We start from the raw sequence: 17,986 nt of genomic DNA, 5'->3' as shown, positions 1-17,986 counted from the left end.
CCTTTACATTAGGTAATTCAGAATATTTAACGTTGCACACTATCTGTTACATCGGCACACTATGGTGTTGGATATAACACTAATAAAAAACAATTTTCTGCTCAAGGAGCCTGATAATGAAAACAATAATTCCAAAACTCACAGGCTTACTCGGTGGCGCCATCAGCATGTGTTTAAGTGCACAATTCAGCTACGCAGCTGAAACACAGGCCATGTCATCCGATGCATTACTACTTACTCAGGTTCAGATTGTCGATGTCGAACAACAAGAGATCCGTCGCAGTGCTTTGCTGATTGAACAAGGTAAAATAGCCGCTGAATACCCAGCGCCTCCGGCCAATTTTAAAGGACGGACACTCAACCTGAATAACCGCTGGCTTATCCCGGGGCTGATCGATATGCATGTTCATGCGTTTGGCAATCGAGCTCCTCACGCCAAATCAGACTTTGCAGGAACTGAAAAAATCTCCCAACGCGCGCTGTATGCAGGTGTAACCGGATTTGTAGACTTATTTGGCGATGAGCAAGATCTGATAGCCGTACGAGAAAAGCAAAGAGCAGGCACCTTTTTTGGTGCTGACATCTACAGCAGTTTATCTTGTCTGACTGCACCAAAAGGTCATTGCACAGAATACGGTCTGGAAACGCGCACTATGTCGACCCCAGAAGAAGCTATCGCTCAGGTGCAGAGCCTGGCCAAAGCCAAACCCGATGTGATTAAAGTGGTATATCAGCCCAGTGACGACCAGCCTTCGATTGATAAGGCCACCTTTGCTGCCATCGTCCAACAGAGCAACAAACTCGGGATCAAAACCATCGTCCACCTTAAAACCTGGCAGGACGTCATCGATGCCATCGACGTAGGAGCTACAGCGTTCACACACATGCCCGGCACGCCGATCCCGCCAGGACTGGCAGATAAAATTGCCGCGGCAAAAATGGTGGTGATCCCAACCATGACAGTGCATACCGATCTAACAGACTTTCTGTTCGACAAGACAGTGATCGCCTCTGAGCTGCTTCAGGCTATGACCACCCCAGCCATCATTGCAGGCTACCAGAGCGAAGAAACAATGAAGAGGTGGGGAGACAGAGAAGCAAAGTGGCGTAAGCAGGATGCGCAAAGAACCGCCAACCTGGCCGAGCTAATTAAAGCTGGCGTCACTATTTTAAACGGAACAGATGCTGGTAATTACGGCACCATTCAGGGTTATTCAGTGCACAGAGAAATGCTTAAACTGACCCAGGCGGGCATGTCGAACTGGCAAACGCTGGCAGCGACAACCACACGGGCAGGTACCTTTTTGGGAATAGACAACAGCCTAAAACCAGGGGCTCAGGCAAGCTTTGTGATACTGGATGCCTCACCGATTGAAAATATTCAGAACACCCAAAAAATACATGCGGTGATCCATCAGGGCAAAGTCGTAGACCGAGTTCAGGCACTTAAAAACGGATTTTAATCCCAGGTGCCGCTTCAATGATGCGGCGCCTTTCATCAACAGGTAATCTTTTAATGCGTCGTACACATATTGGCCTGCTTGCAGGCCTTTGCCTTTCTATTTGTACTGTGGTGTTTTACCCAAAAGAACACAATAGCGCCGAAAATATCAAAGTTTCAGAGCCCATTGTCGAACAGGATCTCCACCCGGACCGAGCAAATCAACCCCTCAACACGACACCTCAGCTATCCGAGCAGAAACAAGTGCAGGCCGTGTCACCTGAAGCACTGTTTATGGAGGCCGTACAAGTACGCCAATGTCGCAGCGTACCGCGTACCGACAAAGCGTTCAATCAATGGCTCGATGAGGCATTATCGCGCGATGAAGTACACGAGATAGTCGAAACTATGAAAGCTCGATATCAACGCTGTCTGGGCAACACCAGCCGTGATGAAAACTATGTAGAGAAACTGATGCAAGCAGCCCAAATGGGCTCTGATGAAGCGGCCGATGTACTTTGGCGACTTGCCCCAAAAGAAGTGCATCAGGCACTGAAATTCAGCACACTTACCAGAGATGAGCAGGTTGCCCGCATGAAAGCATTCACCGCGCAAAAGTATCAAGTGACTGAGCAAGTCGCATTGCTAGGTGGAGAAAAAGCGATCCTACAGCTGATCCGTGGCTATCAATATCTGGACCCTGATACAGGCGGACAAGACTATATTCAGGCGCTGGCCTACAGCCATTACTTTTTGCAAACCCGCCAGGACAGTGAGGTGTATAGTCGCGTTGAGTGGACAAGGCAGCACCTGGAACAGCGTATGACACTCGATGAAATTACTCGGGCACAACAATTGGCCAATGAGTTACAGCATCACGAATGAGATCATTGAACCATTAGGTTTGTCTATCACACACATTGATGACTTCTATTTTATTAATTTAGCTGGCTTTTTTAAAGTTGGGAAAACTAACAAAACAGGAGTTCACACAATGAAGCAGACAATCAAATACATCTTGCGCACGCTGACATTAACCGCCTTGACCTTAGTATCTTATGCCCATGCAGATGCGGGCGACTGGATAAAACGCAGTGGCGATTTTGCAACTTTACAAAAAGACACCAATACAGCCGAACTATTTGTTGTCTACCCACAACTACATGATCGCAACTGCGGGATTGGTATAGCACTAAACAGTCGTAACAGCTACACCAGCAATTATCAGATTTTGGCCGATAACCTGATAATAGATAATTACTTTCCTGACAGTAATGGCTCCACAGAACTTGCTTTGGGCACGCAAACACGCGCCGGGATGACTTACACATTTGATCTGACAACATACTATTACGGCACCGTTGTCACAATACGTACGAAAGGGGGTGAGACCTTTGGCGAACTGTTTGAAAAGCTGTCAAATAACCCGGACGTACACGCCATCGTGAGCGCCATTGATTGCGATCAATTATAACACCAATTTCACTTAATACCTGGTCTATTTGAAGGAGCAAATAGGACGCTAACGGCGTTAAAAATTTCTTATTTAGAACAACTAAATAGCAAAATTTTTGCCTTGTTATCGACCCTATTTTCTCGCCTCAAAATAGACCACTTAATTAAGCAAATTGGTATAAAAAACCCGCACGGCAACGATCAGCTATCTAACAGCCGTTTTATTTCACGATGCAACTGCACGCTAACAACATGGTTTTGCTTATCTGCCCGATAGATAAAACACAGTTCATCCTGAACAGGCTTGATCTCTGAATTGTAAATTGCCAGAGGCGCAGGTGCGCGTCTGGCAACTCGCTCAGGTAAGAGACCTAAACCCAGCCCGTTAGCCACTAAAGTAGAGATCACTTCAAGATTATTAGATGCAATCATTTGCTGGGAGAAGTCACTAGTAGACGACAACAATTGCTGTGTTTGCTTCAGGTTAGGATCGCAATACAAAGGTAACGTTTCCTGCTCAGTGCAATCAACGGATTCAGCGCACCAAATGGTGACATTGTCAAACAACAAGCTTTGAATCACCAGCTCTGGGTGTCTGACCGGGTTAATCACCAGTGCAAAGTCAATTTCATTACTGATCACTTGTTCTGTGACTTTTCTCGACAAGTCATGAACCAGATTGAATACCATACAGGGGAACTTAGTTTTCAAAGGTCCCAGTATATGGGGCAAAGTATATAATGCGACCGAAGGGTGGCACCCCAATGTGAATGTGCCAGCCATTTCACTGTTTGCCTGGCAGACATTCGACTTCAACTTTGCCCAATCCGCCATAAAGCGCAGCCCCTGTGCTTGCAACACTTCACCTGCTTTGGTCAGTACCACACCACTTTTATGCCGAACCAGCAAATCGGTGCCAAAGCTCTGCTCAAGGCGTTTCATCGCTGCACTCACGCTGGGCTGGGTGATCCCCAGGCGCTCAGACGCACGAGACAAGTTTCTCGTACTGGCAACTTCAATAAAGTAGCGTATATCCTCAAAATTCGGCGTATGGGGCATAGCTCATAGTCAACAAGTCATCATTTACAGACAAAAGTTAACACATTTTTTACCAATGTACCCAGCTTGGTTTACTCCGTCAGGCAAAGAGCGACAATAAAGACACCACCGTATACTGACCGCATAATTTGTACATTTTTGCATGGCAGGATTATTATCCAGCTCCTTCAACGAATAAAGAGGTGTTCATGAAACCCGGTTTGACTGTTTCTGCATTAACGTTAGCCTTGCTACAGGCCTATTCAGTACAGGTTGCTGCTGACACAGCAGGTGCCGACCAGATTGAAAAAATCACGGTCACATCAACCCGTACAGCCAGAGCAAATACCGATCTGGCGCTGAGTGTGGGTCAGGTATCCGAACAAACCATTGCTGACGACAACGCACAACATATCTCAGAGTCATTGCAAACCATACCGGGCGTTTTGATCAATCAGTTATCAGGCGGACAAGGACACAACGCAGCTGTGCGTATGCCGATAAACTTTGACGGCTATACCTTGTATTTGCAGGATAATATTCCGCTGCAATCTGCTGCCTTTTACACCCATAACGCATTATGGTGGACAACTAGTAACATTGGTCTGTCACGCCTCGAAGTACTGCGAGGTGCAGGTACCAGTTTACATGGCGCAGGTGCCGTTGCAGCAACCGTCAACGTATTATCAAAGCCAGTGACAGCCAACAAAAATTCACTCGGTCTCACACTGGGTGAGCATGGCTATTCACGCATTAACGGCAGCACCACCTGGCTGGACGACAATCAGGGTGGATTGCGCGTATCGGCGGCCTATATGGATAATGACGGATGGCGAGACCATAACGCTGTTGAAAAAGTCGAGCTGGACGTGCGCCATGAATATCAGCTGGACGACAAGCAAAGCCTGACCACCTCATTGATTGCCTCATCACTTGATCAGCAGATCCTGAACACACTGAGCATTGAGCAATTTGAACAGAACTCATCTCAGTCTGGTCTGCCTGACGAGGTGATCGCTTTAGATCCCCGCAGAACCACAGATTATCTGCGCCTCAGCACTGAATATCTGTATGAAGACAAAAACCTGAGCGTATCCCTTATCCCATACGCGCGTCACCGCACGTTGGAACACCTTGCCACCTGGCAACCCAATATGCCGGTAGAAGAAACGGAAGTCACCACATTCGGCTTGCTGGCTCTGACCAGCTGGTCTCACCAAAACGGTGCTCAGACAACCCTGGGCATTGATTTGGAGCATACTTCCGGAGACACCTATTCATTTCAGCCCACCACCCGGATCACTACCGGGCATGGTGCCGCAACTTACCCACAAGGGCATGTGTTCTACGACGACACCACCACTTTCAAAAGCGTATCACCTTACATCCAGCACCGGGGCTATATTACTGATGCACTTAACTATACCCTGGGCGCACGTTTTGACCACAGTGAATACGAGTTTGACAATGCACTGCCCAAATACAAAGACGATGGCTTTGGCAATCGCTCCATTGCCTCACGTAAAGATACCTTTAGCCACCTCAGCCCTAAGCTGAGCCTGAACTACTTGCTTAACGATCAGTCGAGTGTCTACGCACGCTTCGCCAATGCAATGCGATTACCTACCGCACCTGAAATGTACCACCTCAAAAGTCGCCAAAGCAGTGCGCAACTGGGCAGTTTGAAAGAAGAAACGTCCGATACCTATGAGCTGGGCTACAAAGCAAATCTGGATACACTGTCGATTGAACTGGCGTATTACCTGATGGATGTAGACGACGCCATTGTCACGGCATTCAGCGATCTGGGTGCCTCGTACCGGGTAAACGCTTCCAGTGTCAGACATCAAGGCTTTGAGCTTGGGCTGAACTACCAGTTTAACCGCGCATTTTCTGCCGCGTTGGCCTACAGCCAGTCCGACCATGAGTTCCGTCACTACATTCGCGATGAGGGACGAGTTCACCGTGAGACAGGCGAATCGATGGAGCAAGATTTGTCGGGTAACAACCTGCACATGGCGCCGGAATATGTTGCCAATTTCAGGCTCAACTACACTAGCTAGGCCATCAAAGGACTCAGGCTCACCGCTGAAGCCAAGAGTATCGGCGACTATTACCTAAGCGTAGAAAACACCGATACTTACTCGGGCTATACCGTGTTTAACCTTAAGGCCAACTACCGGCTCAACAAACATGTGAAGCTCCACGCCCGGATAGCAAACCTCACCGACAAAACCTATGCGCTGCAAAACGAGGAGCGCTTTGGCAGAACCCGAATTCAACCCGGCATGCCACGTACGGCATATGTCGGGATCAGCTATGACTTCTAGCCTCAGATACACGGCACCCACCTGCACCCTGATGTTACTCACATCAGGGCCGCTCGCGGCAGAGCACGTCAAATTTGAAACTGGTTCATACAGAAACAAATCGGTATTGTATTACGAACGCCAAACGTTGAGCCTGAGTAAAGTCGACTCAGGCAAAACCATCTCTGTGTGTAATAAACGCATTTCCGCGGAAACACTCAGCCACACATTGGCCTTTTTCAAAACGCTGGATATTCAGAGCTGGCAGCCCCGTTACTTTAGCGAGGGGCGCATGGATGGCAGTACCTTCACCCTTGATATTCAGATCGCCAACATCAGTGTCCAAAGTGCGGGTCATAGTCACCTTGCACCAGCCGGGTATGACAAAATCACCCGGTATTTTAATCAAGTGCTCATCGTCAATAGTTGCCCGGCAATCCAGTAAACCCGCAGCCTTGCTACCACAGCTCCATGAACAGGCTGATTTTACCTTCTTTAAAACCAAATATGGCCAGCATAGGTTCTTGCTGTTGCCAGCTGCCATCAGCTTGGTTGAAACCATAAGCATACTCTACAGCAACGTAATTTTTACCCGGAATAGTTCGTAGTCCCCGGATCTCACGGTTGGTTGCACTATCGTACCGGCCACTTTCATGGTTACGTAAGAATGCGCGCCACCAGGCGGGTTTATCAAAATTAGCCAGATATTCCACATGCTTATATTTAACCTCGTCGTACATCAGGTCAGTCAGGTCATCAATATCCGAAACCGTAGAGCCTTTATAGGAAACCGTATCCAACGCATCGAAATACTGGTTCACTTTGCTCCGCTGGCAGTGTGAGCCAACTTGAGTCTCTGAAAATACTGAAGATGACAATGAGAATAAACCTCCCCACATCAACACATTTATTATATTTCCCTGTGATGAAAGTAATTATTATTTACTTTAAACCGGGGTCAAATGGAAACAGTAAAATTGTGACTGTCCGCGCCATAGCAGGTGAACTATGCCTTCTAAGACAAACAGTTGAACGTGCAATGCCAAACAATTTCTGGAGACGCCTCCATCAAGAAAAACCCTATCCCGTAGTCAATATTTCATATTACCCAAGTAAGGTAATGGCGCTTAAAAACAGTATAAAAAAGGAGCAGTAATAATAAAAGACTAAGCAAATCTTGTTCGGTGATAGTTACATAACTATTTACGAAAACAAGAAGAAAAAAGGGTTAAAACAAACTTAAAAAATTAGAAAAAGGAAATTGTTCTGAAATGCAACCATCAATTTGGTCTATAAAGTTGCGTTAATCTGTCATATTTCCGACCAAAAACTTAGCTTTCGTTAACAATCAAGGTTCACTAAAAAAATGATTATAAATACAAAACTTTTCTTACTCGGTGCCATATTCATACCCACATTGTCGGTAGCCTCTACAGCCTCTCTCAACAAATTTCAGCCTGAAAATGCCGGTACCCCAGAGTACCTGATAGATGGCGATATGGTATTGGATAGTGTAAGTAAATTTCACACCTTTTCTGCCAATCGCGCGACCAACACATCCGGGTTAGACAGCGCTGTTGGCTGGCCAAACGGCGTAGTCCCATTCCAGCTAGTGGGTATCGCCAGCGGCAGTCAAAATGAAAAAAACATTCTTGAGGCAATGGAGACGATAGAACGCGCTTCTCGGGTGAATTTCGTTCATAAAACGTCAAGCCATTCTAACTATCTCACTATTTATGGCCATGCGCTTGATGATGAGAGGGAAAAAAACAAGATCTGCTCTGCGAATATCGGTTATGCAAATGGCGGTCGCCGCCAGGCATGGATCCCCAGCTACTGTAGCGTAGGCACTGCCATTCACGAGTTATTGCATATTCTGGGTTATCGCCATGAGCACCAGCGTACCGACCGCGATTATCACACACGAGAGGGTCAGCGCTACTCCCTTACAGTGAATGACCGCTACGTACCTTGTACTTTGCAAAGTGCATTCAGAACATCATCCCTGGTATCACGCTCGCGGCCATATGATTTTGAATCCATCATGCATTACAGTAATAGCGACAGAACAGGGTGCACCTCAGGCGACACAGGAAAGGCCTTCAGCTATCAAAATCTCGACACAGGGGCAGCAATAAACACCCTAGGAAATTTTCGCATGTCAAATGGTGATCTACAGTCGTTACGCGATGGGTATGGTCGTGACCGATCGCAAGCGCCTGTATTTATGGGGTCGAGCCACAAAGAGAAAACAAGCTTACGTATTTCAGTGATCTGGTATCAAGTTCACGATTTCCCTGACTACTTCAGAGTGAATGAAACATCTGAAGAGTTCATTGACATCAACCGAAATGGTAGATTGGATGTGGGTACGCCTAAGACGTACCGTATCGACGCTTCGAACTATTGGAGAGATGTGTTTGAGGTTTACTTTGGAGATCGCCTTCCCGAAAAAAGGAATGGGTACCGCTACCGTTTCACAGTAGAGGCATGCTGGGATAACGGTGCATGTTCAAACGAATCTGCGGCCCAAACGTTCTCCGTTTTACAACATACTCGTGAACCAGAACCATACATTGAGGATAATACTTCGACTGACAAAGAGTTCTATGTTCGCTGGAACAGCCAGCCACAAGCACAATACTTCAAAGTCTACCGCAATGGTTCATACTTGGGACAGATCACAGGCAATTCACTCAAACAATCGCTGCCTTCCGGCACCTACAAGTATGAAATTCAGGCATGTAACGCTCGAGGGTGCAGTGACGAAGCAACGCTAACACATAAACATACAGTTACGATCGAAGGCGTGCCAACTTCATCCCCACGTATTGATGACCTTATTGACTCTAATTGGGACCATGTTGCTGAGTTTGGATTTTACAGAGTTGCTCGCGCAACTGAGTATCGCTTCCGTATATCTGGGCAAGGTTTAGTATACACAGGGAGTATCGAAACTCCTTATCAAGACACAGACGGCGGCTACCAGGGTCTTCCAGGCAAAAAGGCGCCTGAGGGAATGTATCAAGTATCCATTACCGCATGCAATGTCAACGGATGCGGCCCTACGTCTACAAGAATGGTTGAAGTCTGGCATGACTTTTAAGCTTTAAATAGCGTAACAAAGAGCGCTAAATTTAATCACAATGGTGCTTAGTGTCATGTACATCCAGCGATGAATAGTCTGGGAAGCAATTTGAAAAGTGGCTTCCCGGGCTATTTTTTCAACTTTAGAGGGTAACTAAAGCAACTCATTTCACCGTGCATAATAAGACGTATGGCTACAAAGCAACTAAATAAGAGGTAACGATCGCTCTGCTTTCATCAAACGTAGCAAGAAATATCAAAAACTCACACATGCAATCTTTTACACTGGCTTCAATATCAACCCCTGGAGCTAATCATGAAGATCACCAAATCAATCATCATTAATAAATCGGCTGAGCAAGTTTGGGAATTAGTCGCCCATCAATTTGATAAAGCACATTTATGGATGGGCCCAATACCCTACTCTGAGGCACTCGGTAAAGGTAGCAGCCGCTTAGGCGCACCAATGGAAGGGCGCGTTTGCAATTTAAGTGACAATCCAGGTGGTGCGAAAGTCAAAGAGATCATTACCGAATTCAGTGAAACAGACAAGACCATCGCTTTTAATGTGCTGCCAGTTAATAACCCGGCCATTGTGCCTATCCGACAGAACCACGTTATGATGTCAGTGCAACCGGTTGGCAAAAACCAAAGTAAGGTGATCTGGACTGCCTCACCGCAACTGAAATGGTTTGCCTATCTGTTTTACCCACTGCTTCGGCTGGTGTTTCCCATCGCCTTTGGCAAACTGTTAACAGGGTTAAAGCGGTACGCGGAAGCTAACCTTGTTCAATCGGCACCGGTCAGCGTGTGACTATACCCGTTAAGATGAAAGAGGACTAAGGGATGGATCGTTTTTTTAAAAGTATCGACTACATTGAAGCGCATTTGCATGACAAAATCAGCGTGCATGAAATCGCTGCGGCATCCCACTATTCGACATATCACTACAGTAGGATTTTCAAAGCATTGGTAGGCGACACCCCAAAAGAGTATCTTCGCAAACGCAGGTTAACCTTAGCTGCAAAACGACTGTTAACAGAGGATGTGAGCATATTAACCCTGGCCATGGACTGTCAGTTTGATTCTCAAGAAGCATTCACTCGGGCGTTTAAGGCACTATTCGATATGACACCCGCACAATATCGAAAAATAAACGAACCATTTCGTTTATTGTACAAAAAGCCATTTAGTCCTGACGATCTGGCATTTTTGCAAAACAACATCAGTATGGAACCCGAGATCATTGAACAACCGGCGATGAAAATTGTGGGGATTGCCAATGTATACGAAGATGGAGATCTCAGCCTGCCTAAGCTTTGGTCAGGCTTTCGCCCCTATCGTGACAAAATCCCCAATCGGGTAGGCGATCACTTCTTTGGTATCTATGAAAACTATCAGGAAGACGGAGATACCACTCGATTTGTTTATATTTGCTCAGCCCAGGTTGAAAATTTTGATGACGTGCCGGATGGCCTGATCACACGAGAACTGGCTGCACAAACTTATGCCAGGTTTACACATACAGGGCCCATCGCAAACCTGGAAGAAACCCTAAGGTATATTTGGGGCAGCTGGCTGCCAAAAAGCAGTTATGAGTACGCTGACAAGCCCGATTTCGAGTTATTGCCAGGCGGCTTTAATGACGCGGACCCCAACAATAAAGTGTACCTAAATATTCCTGTAACACTAAAAGCCTGAACTATCGGGCTTTTTTATAACCCGACAATACACATTCAATACCGCAAGAAATATCAAAAGCAGCCAGCCGCTTTTCGCTATTCTGGCCTCATAAACTCAACACCCGAATTTAGAAAGAGGCACATTATGATCACCCGCGTATTAATCACTGGCGCAAATGCAGGCTTAGGTAAAGAGGCAGCAAAGCAGATTGCTGCGTATCCGGACATTGGAAAGATCTACCTGGGATGTCGCAACCGTGACAAAGCTGAAGCTGCGAAGATGGCACTGGAACAACAGACAGGCAAGCGTATTTTTGAGATTATCCAGCTCGATGTCAGCGATTTAAGTTCGGTGCGTTCTGCCGTACAACATCTACCAGAAAGTATTGATGCCCTGATCATGAATGCCGGAGGCACGGGCGGTAAACAGTTTAACAAACTGAATGAACAGGGCGTCACCGAGATATTTGTAGTTAATCTGCTGGGGCACAGTGTACTGACAGAAGAGCTAATTAAGGCGCAGAAACTTACTCAGGTTGCCCTCTATGCAGGCTCAGAAGCCGCCCGGGGCGTGAAGGAAATGGGCATGAAGCGTCCGGAGCTAAGCACCTCATCGGTCGAGGAGTTTGCTTCTGTTTGTGACGGGTCGTTCTATGGCTCCACCACAGATGCGACCATACCTTACGGGCCAATCAAATATATGGGGGCATTATGGATGTCGGCAATGGCCAGACGCCATCCACAGCTGAAATTCATCACCATGAGCCCAGGTGCGACAACGGGCACTGATGGCTTTAACTCTCTCTCCTTTGTAAAACAATATGTTATGAAGAGCATGATGCAGGTTATGCTGTGGCTTGGCAAAGTCCATAAAGTTGAAGAGGGGGCGAAACGCTATCTGATCGGGTTGTTTGATGAAGAGTTAAAAAGTGGTACATTTTACGCCAGTCAGAAAGGGTTAACGGCCCTATCGGGGATCAGGCAGAGCTATTTGAAGACCTGAACAATCAGCAGTATCAGGACAATGCCTACCAGGCAATTCAACGCTTTGTATAGCACCAGATACACAGCGGCGCTCTTACCTGGCACAGGTTTGCTTTAGCTTGGTACGACCCCCCTAAAATCTATTTTGGTGATAATATTGAGACTTTGCTCTACGAAGGTTTCAATATGCTGAAATGGATTCAAAAAAAGTTTGCACCGGTTTTATACGTGCAAATTTGGGAAGGCAAGTTAAAAATCACCGATATCAAAACGAAGCAAATCTACGAGGATGTCCCCTTACTGGCATTACAATCGACAAAATCAGGCAAAAAAGTGATTGCAGCCATTGGTAAAGAGGCAAATGAGCTCACGTCACCTGACATTCAGGTCATTAACCCATTTTCTCATCCCAGGCTGTTATTTTCCGACTTCCATGTTGGAGAAAAAATATTGCAGCATGCGTTTTCCACATTCTACAAAGGTAAATTTCTGAAACTGACGCCGAAAACAGTTATGCACCCAATGGAAAAAACAGAAGGGGGGCTTACTATGATTGAAGTCAGGGCATTCAGAGAAGTAGCACTTGGGGCTGGCTCTGCCGATAGCAAAATTCATGTCGGATGCCCTTTATCAATTACCCAGTTTGACTTTGACAAAGTTGAAGACATTGGCGGCATTAACCCCTCTCAAGCGAGACTTAAAAGCAGCGATGATATCGGGTTATGGCCATTACTGGGGGTTGCTCTATTTATCCTGGCCGCAGTGTATTTAGGGTTACACTGAACAGGGTGAATAATTCAGTCATTAAACTTTATACTCAGCCTGCTAACTATGGAGAACAACCTGATTGACAACTTATCTGTGCAACAATCACTCATTTGTGCTGAGCAGCGGATCTGGCGTATTCAATTTCGAAGTTATTGCTAAATTCGAGTTGCATGATAATAGATCCCATGTCGTGTACAGAATGTCGACATTCAGACAGGTGAATTACAGGAAAGAGTACACTGTAAGTCCAGCTAAAACGGCTCATTTCACCTTGCGCAAGGACCACGCTAAAGCACGACTTTGCAAGACACATCAATGAAAAGCGTTCGCAGCGCGGTGACGCCAAGTCTGCGATGATAATTAATCATCGGTCGCTTAAAGCACGAGTGGGCACACGTCCATGTGAAGGGCTTCCGGCTTTTCATCCATGAAAAGCGTTCGCAGCGCGGGGACGCCGAGTCTGCGATGATTCTTAATCATCGGTCGCGTAAGGTACGAGTGGCAATACGTCCCTGTAGGGGGCTTCCGGCTTTTCATCCATGAAAAGCGTTCGCAGCGCGGGGACGCCGAGTCTGCGATGATAATTAATCATCGGTCGCATGAGGTACGAGTGGCAATACGTCCCTGTAGGGGGCTTCCGGCTTTTCATCCATGAAAAGCGCTAAGTGAGCTGCGACGATTATCAATCGTCGTTCTCATAACGTACGAGTGGCAATACGTCCCTGTAGGGGGCTCCCGGCTTTTCATCCATGAAAAGCGTTCGCAGCGCTGCGATGATAATTAATCATCGGTCGCTGCTCACCCAATCAAGTTGCATGTCCCATTGGTGTTGGTTTTCCTTTTTCAACGGGGCTTGGGAGTCGTCTACTTGTTGCAGTACGTTGCTTGCCTCCACCAGTGTTGCGTCGCGGCCGAACAGGTAGCTTTGCTCTTCCACTATGGTTCTGTACGCTTTGTTGAGTGCCAGTGCGCGCTCTTTTGACGGGGTGATCAACTCGTACAGGTTATCTGCGGACTCCACTTTTTCTTTGTCGACCGTGCCATCTGCTTTGAACCACTTTTGCAGCATCTCGCGGTTCTGGCGGAATTCGTCGCCACCACCGACCCGGTTCATGTAAGTCAGGAACTCGCCGAGTGTTTCACCTTTGTTGGGCACATCTTTCATTTCTTTGAGGTTGATATAGCCCCAGCCGCGTGCGCCTTCTACTTTGCGGGCGAATGAGAACGTCTGGTCGTAAGTTGAGCCGATGGTTTTGTGACAGCCATTACAAAATGCCAGCTCCTGCTTATGCTGTGGTCTCAGGTTACCTTGTTTGTCCTCAATATAACCATTGATGGTCCAACCAAAGGTGTTGTTGATACCCTGATCGCCCAGATACAGGGTTTGCGGCAGATTTTCGAATTCTTTTTCTTTTTCTTCACGGTGATATGAAGAATTCAGTGACTGGCGAGTCTTAAACCTGTGCTTTTTCATGTAGCGTACTTCTTTCATACGCGGCGCGTTGTAAATACCACCATTTTCGTCTACACCAATGTAACGTACGGTGTGCAGGAACTCCGTTTCCTGGGGGTACAGCATATGCGCCAGTGCATCTGTGGCATCACCCACATAATGTGATTGCCTCGTTATCTCGCTGATTTTGGTAAGCTGATTATCGCCATTTAAATCCTGGCCAATACGTTGCTCCGAGATTGTGGGTGTTGAAATCTTATCTAAGCCTTTTAATGCCAGTTCAACCAGACTCAGGTTTGCCAGGTACACGTCCTTATTGTACACGCCGCCTTTTGAGCGAAACGCTTCGGGCAAACGGATCATCACATCACCCGTGGATCCGTTGGTGGGCCAAAACGTCGACGGGAAAGGCTTGTAGTTAAACGCCACCCAGCCGCTGCCATCTCTGGCAAACCCCATCTCATCAAAGGCTTTTTCCGGATAGGCCAGATTTTCCAGCGGAGTTATTTCACCGCGCCATTGCTTGTCTTGTTTCAGCTTTTCGATAAACGGGGTGTAATTATCCTGATTGATCCACGCCATGATCTCTTTGTCTGGCACACCTGCAATCAAATCTGTCCTGTCAACAAAGAGGTTTTTCCAGTGGTTTTTCAGGCCCAAGTCAGAGAATTCATAGACGCCCTGCAAATGCCCATCGCGCATGGCGTTGGGCCTTTCTGGCTCTTTCTGATAAGACTGATGGCAGGCATAACACGGGTTATTTACACCATCAGTTTTAGTGTAACACTGAGGTGGGATCACCGACTCGGGGTTATAGACCTCATCGTGTTCCATGTAAGCGGTTGCCGGAATATCATCACCCGGTTTGTACGGTGCAGCTTTATGCACTGACTGCGAGGCGATTAGTTCAGCAGCTTGAGTATGATGTTGTGATTCTTCGCAGCCAGTCAATGCCAGGCCAGTGAGTACCGCCAGGCCGATTACTTGGTATTTCATTTTTATGACGCCCATTTTTGGATAAAAAAATGCGGTGCCACGAACGGGCACCGCGAGTCTTACAATTACTTAGAGTTAGGATCGTACAACCACAAGGTGTTGTTTTCCTGGATACCGTCTTCACCAATGATGATGCGGCCGTCCTGCATAACAATCACGTTATCAGGCTGAGATAGCTGATTGACATCACACTCTTGTGCGCCAGTCAGGCTAGAGCGGTGCGTACCACCCATAACCACAGGCTCAATACGAGTCAGGTTGTAGTTGTTATCGATGTGGGCACGGTAAACACCACCACAATCTTTAACACGCGCAGACAATCGGATATCGCCCTCATCACCAGTCATCGTGTCGTCAATGTCGGCAACACCGATATACATGTATGCCTGTTCAACCACTTCGCCTGGAACCATGTCCTGACCAGTTACGGCTTCTACTACGCGATCGTAGTTGATGCTGATCCCTTCCAGTTTGCGCCATTCTGCCGTTGCGCCCAATTGCCTTGCCGCCTGACGAGACTCCAGGAATGCTGAACGGTTATCCATTGGCTTGCCCGCCGTAACCAAGCCACCACCTTGCGCCAGTGTTGGGTAAGTTTCTGCACCGTCTGCCCATGCTTTTACGTCAGCCACAGAAAGATAGCTTGTCTGGCCTTCAACGAAGTCTTCAGTGTCGATCTCATCGTACTCAGCAATCCAGGCTTCAATTTCGGCATTGGTGCCCGATGCAATTTCAACCCAGGTCACATCAAAGCCAGTCACAGCCGGATCATTCAGGCCTTTGTCCTGCGTCAATTTCGCACCATAAAGCGTACCTGAACTAAGATCTTTAGGTTGATCCGCAATAAACTTAAACAGTACACCGCCGGTATCATCCTGAGAGGAGTACACTGTGCGTTCATCAGGCATAACTAAGGAGTTTTCATGCTCGTAACGACCAATGGTGAAATGTTTCACAACATCTGGTGTATCAGAAAGTGGATTTTGCACTTCAGCAATATAACCGTAGCGGTAAGGGTTAGGGAATTCAGGTGCAACCAGCTCTTTCATTCTGTTGATTTTTGTAAAGGCCGGGTCATTCCATTCTGGATTTTGAGTAGTATCAACTTTAGATCTTACGATCCACTCTTCAGACGTCAACGGCGTACCCCACGGAGAAACAGAACCAAAACAGTTTGCCGCGGTGCCTTGCACAGCATCAAAATCGAGCATCATGGCTTCTTCGATGCTCCATGTACCTGCGTCGCTCTTGCTCATTTTAAGACGGCTCATGCCACCTGGGTATGATTCCCAGTTAGTAAACAGGTAACCTGTATTTTCTTCGTCAGCACTTGGGATAAAGCCATTGAAGTCCGGGTTATCATTTTCAATGATCTTATCACCAGAAGTGATACCGTAGTGTACACCTAAGCCACCGGCCAGGCCTTTTTCGCCCAGCTCGGCATACACATCACCAGTCTGACCCAGGATCTGATATTGACCAATCGCAGTCACAACCGTTTGCATCTCAAACTCTGTCGCTGGAACGGGTGAGCTCACAATATTACGTGGCAACTCATTGAAGTTAACACCGGTTAGTACACCCACAGTACCGCCGTTATACGGGCGCTGATTACCATCTACCAATGTATTCGCATCGCTGGGGTGCTGTACATTGAAGAACAGATCGCCTTGCTCGCTCAGGAACAAACCTGTGACCTCAGCACCTGCTGGCACAGTGGCGATACGGATCAAGCCTGAACCACCATTTTGACCATCTTTGCCTGCAACACCATCAGTGCCGTTAGTACCGTTAGTACCGTTAGTACCGTTAGTACCGTTAGTACCGTTAGTACCGTTAGTACCGTTAGTACCGTTAGTACCGTTAGTACCTTGCTCACCCTGAACACCTTGCTCGCCCTGAGGGCCTTGTTTACCATCATCACCATCACAGGCGGTCAATGCCACTGTGACGGCAGCGGCGATCAACGAATATGCTATGCGCTTCATTAGTTACTCCGAGTTAGTTGCTACGATTGCTACAGTTATTGTTATAAAGCGCACAATAGGTTGGGGTGAACCGGTTACAGATACATTGCTTAAATATTAAGGTTTTCAGTCAGTTATAAGTCAAAGAAAAGACAAGGGGAATAATTTATTGCTACCTTTAGATGTAAAGGGGGTTTACACAGGATTGAATAACAAAAACAGGTATAATGTGCTCAGCAATTGAATACACCTTTTCAGAGATCATGAATTTACCAACTTACGGATTTGGCGCAGAGCAGGGGTTATTGGCCATTTATGTCGAGCACCCACCAAAACTTTCAGAATATCAAAAGTTAAATAAAGTCATAGCCTTACAGGATGGAGAAATTGATTATATCAACCAGCAATGCGGCAATGGCTGGCGCAAAGTGTTTAATGTGTATGCCAAGTTTATAGCTGAGCTCAGTCACCCAGATCACGATTTTACTAACCAACCAGAACATTATCCAAGCTGGCAAAAATACCGGGATAAGCGACTGTTACAGAGGGGATGTCAGGAGGCATTGCTGTTTTCTGCGCCAGACTTGGCAGCAAATCGCTATGACTGGCACATCATAGCGGGTCGCACCTATGCAAAGACATTGCTCCGGGATCATATTTTTACTAACTCTCTGCATTGGCTGGATGAGGAGTTTGCCATTGATCCCATCAATAACTTACTGATCTGCCCGTATTTGGATTATCGCCAGCTTAGTAATATTAAGATCTCAAAATTAGTTGAGTTGCTCAATACAGGCCATGCCTGA

General features: G+C 46.9%; 16 protein-coding genes. 12 read left to right on the top strand and 4 right to left on the bottom strand.

The genetic code is table 11. The features are described 5' to 3' along the window. Positions 1-116: 116 nt before the first annotated feature. The 3 genes from AT705_RS22495 (at position 117) to AT705_RS22485 (ending at position 2,915) form a co-directional block, all read left to right on the top strand. Positions 117-1,463, top strand: coding sequence for an amidohydrolase family protein (locus AT705_RS22495; RefSeq protein WP_058798566.1), 1,347 nt, complete (start codon positions 117-119; stop codon positions 1,461-1,463). A gap of 53 nt (positions 1,464-1,516) precedes the next feature. Continuing rightward, positions 1,517-2,326, top strand: coding sequence for a hypothetical protein (locus AT705_RS22490; RefSeq protein WP_058798565.1), 810 nt, complete (start codon positions 1,517-1,519; stop codon positions 2,324-2,326). Positions 2,327-2,435: 109 nt separating this feature from the next. After that, a complete protein-coding gene (locus tag AT705_RS22485; protein WP_157576954.1) occupies positions 2,436-2,915 on the top strand; it encodes a hypothetical protein in 480 nt (159 codons plus the stop codon). A gap of 182 nt (positions 2,916-3,097) precedes the next feature. Here AT705_RS22485 and AT705_RS22480 read toward each other — a convergent pair whose 3' ends face one another. After that, positions 3,098-3,955, bottom strand: coding sequence for a LysR family transcriptional regulator (locus tag AT705_RS22480; RefSeq protein WP_058798563.1), 858 nt, complete (start codon positions 3,953-3,955; stop codon positions 3,098-3,100). A 188-nt stretch (positions 3,956-4,143) separates the two neighbouring features. Here AT705_RS22480 and AT705_RS22475 point away from each other — a divergent pair, with 188 nt between their 5' ends. The 3 genes from AT705_RS22475 (at position 4,144) to AT705_RS22470 (ending at position 6,688) form a co-directional block, all read left to right on the top strand. Next, positions 4,144-5,997, top strand: coding sequence for a TonB-dependent receptor (locus AT705_RS22475; RefSeq protein ID WP_335339075.1), 1,854 nt, complete (start codon positions 4,144-4,146; stop codon positions 5,995-5,997). A 93-nt stretch (positions 5,998-6,090) separates the two neighbouring features. Next, a complete protein-coding gene (locus tag AT705_RS26040) occupies positions 6,091-6,264 on the top strand; it encodes a hypothetical protein (protein ID WP_335339074.1) in 174 nt (57 codons plus the stop codon). Continuing rightward, a complete protein-coding gene (locus AT705_RS22470; RefSeq protein WP_058798562.1) occupies positions 6,254-6,688 on the top strand; it encodes a hypothetical protein in 435 nt (144 codons plus the stop codon). The genes AT705_RS26040 and AT705_RS22470 overlap by 11 nt, the downstream gene beginning before the upstream one ends. 13 nt (positions 6,689-6,701) lie before the next feature. Here AT705_RS22470 and AT705_RS22465 read toward each other — a convergent pair whose 3' ends face one another. Continuing rightward, positions 6,702-7,064, bottom strand: coding sequence for a hypothetical protein (locus AT705_RS22465; RefSeq protein ID WP_237113847.1), 363 nt, complete (start codon positions 7,062-7,064; stop codon positions 6,702-6,704). Between the two features lie 545 nt (positions 7,065-7,609). Between AT705_RS22465 and AT705_RS22460 the strand changes: the two genes are divergently transcribed. The 5 genes from AT705_RS22460 to AT705_RS22440 all read left to right on the top strand — a co-directional run bounded on the left by AT705_RS22460 (position 7,610) and on the right by AT705_RS22440 (position 12,779). Continuing rightward, positions 7,610-9,349, top strand: coding sequence for a M12 family metallopeptidase (locus tag AT705_RS22460; RefSeq protein ID WP_058798560.1), 1,740 nt, complete (start codon positions 7,610-7,612; stop codon positions 9,347-9,349). A gap of 297 nt (positions 9,350-9,646) precedes the next feature. After that, positions 9,647-10,144 (top strand): SRPBCC family protein, encoded by a 498-nt coding sequence (locus AT705_RS22455; RefSeq protein WP_058798559.1) that lies wholly within the window; start codon positions 9,647-9,649, stop codon positions 10,142-10,144. Positions 10,145-10,176: 32 nt separating this feature from the next. Then, the gene (locus AT705_RS22450; RefSeq protein WP_058798558.1) at positions 10,177-11,031 is read left to right on the top strand and encodes an AraC family transcriptional regulator; all 855 of its coding nucleotides are present in this window, start codon (positions 10,177-10,179) and stop codon (positions 11,029-11,031) included. A 126-nt stretch (positions 11,032-11,157) separates the two neighbouring features. Beyond that, entirely contained in the window at positions 11,158-12,015 is an 858-nt protein-coding gene (locus tag AT705_RS22445) for an SDR family NAD(P)-dependent oxidoreductase (RefSeq protein ID WP_208856787.1), read from the top strand. A gap of 167 nt (positions 12,016-12,182) precedes the next feature. Next, the gene (locus tag AT705_RS22440; RefSeq protein ID WP_157576953.1) at positions 12,183-12,779 is read left to right on the top strand and encodes a rod shape-determining protein; all 597 of its coding nucleotides are present in this window, start codon (positions 12,183-12,185) and stop codon (positions 12,777-12,779) included. A 769-nt stretch (positions 12,780-13,548) separates the two neighbouring features. Here the strand turns inward: AT705_RS22440 and AT705_RS22435 are convergent. Both AT705_RS22435 and AT705_RS22430 read right to left on the bottom strand, forming a co-directional pair. Continuing rightward, entirely contained in the window at positions 13,549-15,213 is a 1,665-nt protein-coding gene (locus AT705_RS22435) for a hypothetical protein (protein ID WP_058798927.1), read from the bottom strand. 65 nt (positions 15,214-15,278) lie between these two features. Further along, positions 15,279-17,201, bottom strand: a complete 1,923-nt coding sequence (locus AT705_RS22430) for an alkaline phosphatase PhoX (protein ID WP_058798557.1) — start codon at positions 17,199-17,201, stop codon at positions 15,279-15,281. A 206-nt stretch (positions 17,202-17,407) separates the two neighbouring features. Here AT705_RS22430 and AT705_RS22425 point away from each other — a divergent pair, with 206 nt between their 5' ends. Then, positions 17,408-17,986 (top strand): DUF6942 family protein, encoded by a 579-nt coding sequence (locus AT705_RS22425; RefSeq protein ID WP_237113846.1) that lies wholly within the window; start codon positions 17,408-17,410, stop codon positions 17,984-17,986.

Origin of the sequence: Pseudoalteromonas rubra (assembly GCF_001482385.1) — a bacterium.
In the GTDB taxonomy this organism is placed as follows: Bacteria; Pseudomonadota; Gammaproteobacteria; order Enterobacterales; family Alteromonadaceae; genus Pseudoalteromonas; species Pseudoalteromonas ardens.
This window is presented reverse-complemented; position numbering and strand designations above follow the sequence as displayed.